Genomic DNA, 4,008 nt, shown 5'->3' with positions numbered 1-4,008 from the left:
TGGAAACAAAGGGAACAAAAGTAAGAATGTGGTTTTGTCGTTGAATGTTGATGATTCTTCTGTTCGTTTTATCGTCGAAGACAAAGGTGATGGGTTTGAATATGACAAACTACCCGATCCAACCGCTCCTCAAAACATTGACAAACCTGGAGGAAGAGGTATATTCCTTATGAAACATTTGGCTGATGAAGTCCATTTCAAAAATAATGGCAGTTTAGTGGAATTGAATTTTTATATTAATTAAGAGACTTTTTCAGTATTTAGATTTTTCTCTGCAATCTTCAAAAAAATATACCCGGTTTTTAAACTGGGTATTTTATTTTTTTCTAGTTCCTGACAATTCTGCTTTGAGAGGTCAAACTTTTATATCACCATAGATTATTTCACCTCCTAACAATAATAATTTAATAGAGGAGCGGAATAAAAAGATTTAATAAGTCTTATCTCTAATAGCATCTATAAATGGAAGGAAAATATAAAAGCCAGGTGCAAATCGTCAGCATTTTACTTACATCAAGAAAAAGAATAGAAATCTTGTAGAAGAAAACTCCTTCTAACACGTTTCTTAATTTCGTATGAACCTTACAAAATAGGAATGGCCTCAATTAACTTTTTTAATGAAGATTTAGATTTCGACTTAGAAAACTCTGAAAAAACCAGAAGGTGGATTCAAGAAATAATCAAAAAAGAAAATTTCGTTCTCAATGAATTAAACTTCGTTTTTTGTTCAGATAATTATCTCCATACTATTAATATGGAATATCTGGATCATGATACTTATACCGATATCATCACTTTTGATAATTCGGAAATAAAAAACGAAATAGAAGGAGATATTTTCATTAGTGTGGAAAGGGTGAGGGAAAATGCAAAGTCCTTTAAACGTACTTTCACCAATGAATTGCACCGAGTTATTATCCATGGTGTGCTACACTTATTGGGATATAAAGATAAAACAGAAGAGGAAGCCACTTTAATGCGAAAGAAAGAAGACGAATCCCTTAATTTTTCGCAATTCTAAAGATTTTTAATCTAGTGTTCCACGTGGAACATCTCGAAAAAATTTAATAGTAAAGGGTAAAACAACCTTTTGATAATAATAAAAATATATTTAGAAAGACCTCTCATTTGTGAAATGAAGGAGATACCTCTAAATTTGTCCCACTATTTTTTCAGTGTTCCACGTGGAACAATTAATTGAAGTACACTTAAAGAATCAAAATAGGAGAGATAAAACACTCCTGAAACAGGCCTTAAAAAGCCTTCTAATAAAACATAGTATATTATGTTTCCAGAATATGATGTGATTGTGGTAGGAGCAGGGCATGCTGGTTGTGAAGCCGCACATGCTGCAGCAAAGATGGGTTCCAAGGTACTTTTAGTTACCATGAACATGAATACAATCGCCCAAATGTCGTGTAATCCGGCAATGGGAGGGGTAGCCAAAGGTCAGATAGTGCGCGAAATTGATGCTTTGGGAGGAATGTCAGGAATCATATCTGACAAATCTATGATACAATTTCGAATGTTAAATAAATCCAAAGGGCCGGCTATGTGGAGCCCTCGCACGCAAAATGATCGCATGCGTTTTGCAGAAGAATGGAGATTAGCATTGGAAAATACTCCTAATGTAGACTTCTGGCAAGAAATGGCTACCGGAATTATTGTGGAAAAGGGAATTGCTAAAGGAATAAAAACTTCTTTAGGGTTGGAAATTAAGGGAAAATCAGTTGTTCTCACCAACGGTACCTTTTTAAATGGAATCATCCATATTGGAGAAAAACAATTTGGTGGAGGACGAACGGGAGAAAGGGCTGCTAAAGGGTTAACCGAACAATTAACGACATTAGGATTTGAAGCCGGAAGAATGAAAACAGGAACACCGCCTCGAATCGATTCGCGTTCCCTCAACTATGAAAAAATGGAAGAGCAACCTGGAGATGAACAACCAGGAAAGTTCTCTTATTCCAATACCACAACACCTCTTCAAAAGCAGCATAGTTGCCACATCACTTATACAAATAAAGAGGTGCATGAAATTTTGGAAACTGGGTTTGACCGTTCCCCCATGTTCAATGGTAGAATAAAGGGAATCGGACCAAGGTATTGCCCATCCATAGAAGATAAAATAAATCGCTTTTCAGAAAGAGAAAGACACCAGATTTTTGTTGAACCAGAAGGCTGGAATACGGTAGAAATCTATGTCAATGGTTTTTCAACTTCCCTACCTGAAGATGTGCAATACAAAGCGCTCACCAAAATACCTGGATTTGAAAATGCCAAAATGTTCCGACCAGGTTATGCCATAGAGTATGACTATTTTCCACCTACTCAATTAAAGTTAACACTTGAAACTCAATTGGTGGAAAATCTATATTTCGCAGGGCAAATCAATGGAACAACAGGTTACGAAGAAGCCGCTTCTCAAGGACTAATGGCAGGAATCAATGCCCACAATAAAGTACATGAGAAAGATCCTTTCACTTTGAGAAGATCAGATGCTTATATAGGAGTGTTAATTGACGACCTTATCAATAAAGGTACAGAGGAACCATATCGCATGTTTACATCAAGAGCAGAATTTAGAATTCTTCTTCGTCAAGATAATGCAGATATAAGACTTACTGAAAAAGGCTTTCACTTAGGATTAGCTTCAGAAGAAAGGCTAACAAACGTAAAACAAAAGATCAATAAAGCCTCCAGTTTAAACAATGATTTAAAACAAAAGAAGGTAAAACCTGCCGAGGTCAATGAAATTCTGACGCAAATTAAAACAGCTCCCATAAAAGAGAAAAGTTCTGCCTATCAACTATTAAAAAGGCCTGAATTGGGTATACAGCATATCAAAAAGCTTACCCCAGCCTTGAACGACTATCTGTCCAACTATGAAAATGAAATTTTGGAACAGACAGAAATTCAAGTAAAGTATGAAACTTACATAGATAAAGAAAAAAAGCTGGCGGAAAGGCTTCAAAATCTAGATATGCACAAAATAAAAGAAGATTTTGAATACGATAAGATAACCGCCTTATCAGCTGAAGCAAGAGAGAAATTAAAGAAAATCAAACCAGAAACTTTAGGACAGGCGAGCCGGATAAGTGGCGTATCACCGGCAGATATTTCAATTCTAATAGTATATATGGGGAAATAATTTTTCCCCATACTTCTTTCATTAGCTATCCACAACTCAAAATATTTGATACCGGCTAATATTTCTAACATATAAGAACCTACTCCCCTTCTTCCCCATAATTATTGGTTCCTAACTACCTCCCACTATACAGTAATCGATTAAAATCTTCATTCTGTAGCAAAAAAATTCCCATCTTTGTTTATAAAGAATTAACTAACTCAATGATATTCGATATATATTCAGCTCTACATTTTTAATTAGATTTTGAAGCATCAATTGACATCATTCTTTTAGTTTACCTTAAAGGATATTAGAAAAATTAACCCCAAACAATGCAGGAAAATTTAACCCAATGTCCAATTTGTAATTCGACAAAATTTAATGAATTTCTAAGCTGCAAAGACTTTACAGTCTCAGGAGAAATTTTCCAAATAGTAAAATGCGGACAATGTAACTTCTTATTTACAAATCCCAGACCAGATCAGAATTCCATTGGAAAATACTACCAATCTGAAGACTACATTTCTCATGCTAACAAGAGTAATAGCCTGATTAATACAGTATATAGGTTTGCAAGACAATTTACCCTACGACAGAAATTAAAACTCATCGAAAATTTTTCAGTAGAAAAGGGACACCTATTAGATATTGGCTGTGGAACAGGAAGTTTTTTAAATACTTGCAAAGCTAATGATTGGAAAATCCAGGGAATAGAACCTGATCCAAATGCCAGAGCACAAGCAGAAAAATTAAATGATCAGAGATTTTTAGCTTCAATAGAAGAACTTTCTGATAAACCACAATATGATTGTATTACCCTATGGCATGTTCTTGAGCATCTGCCTGACTTAAAATTTACCTTAGAAAAGCTTAAA

General features: G+C 34.9%; 4 protein-coding genes. All 4 read left to right on the top strand.

Annotation, left to right across the window (positions count from 1 at the left end; all coding sequences use genetic code 11):
- On the top strand, positions 1-244 hold a 244-nt coding region (locus E1171_RS05745), incomplete at its 5' end, for an ATP-binding protein (protein WP_187696280.1).
- Between the two features lie 351 nt (positions 245-595).
- On the top strand, positions 596-1,021 hold the full coding sequence (ybeY, locus tag E1171_RS05740; RefSeq protein ID WP_155204969.1) for an rRNA maturation RNase YbeY: 426 nt from the start codon (positions 596-598) through the stop codon (positions 1,019-1,021).
- A 264-nt stretch (positions 1,022-1,285) separates the two neighbouring features.
- Positions 1,286-3,151, top strand: a complete 1,866-nt coding sequence (gene mnmG / locus E1171_RS05735) for a tRNA uridine-5-carboxymethylaminomethyl(34) synthesis enzyme MnmG (protein ID WP_155204967.1) — start codon at positions 1,286-1,288, stop codon at positions 3,149-3,151.
- Between the two features lie 314 nt (positions 3,152-3,465).
- Positions 3,466-4,008, top strand: a 543-nt coding sequence (locus E1171_RS05730) for a class I SAM-dependent methyltransferase (protein ID WP_155204965.1), incomplete at its 3' end; no start/stop codon positions are given.

It is taken from the genome of Xanthovirga aplysinae (genome assembly GCF_009711365.1).
Lineage (GTDB): Bacteria > Bacteroidota > Bacteroidia > Cytophagales > Cyclobacteriaceae > Xanthovirga > Xanthovirga aplysinae.
The sequence above is the reverse complement of the archived record's forward strand: the minus strand, read 5'-3'. Positions and strand labels throughout refer to the sequence as shown.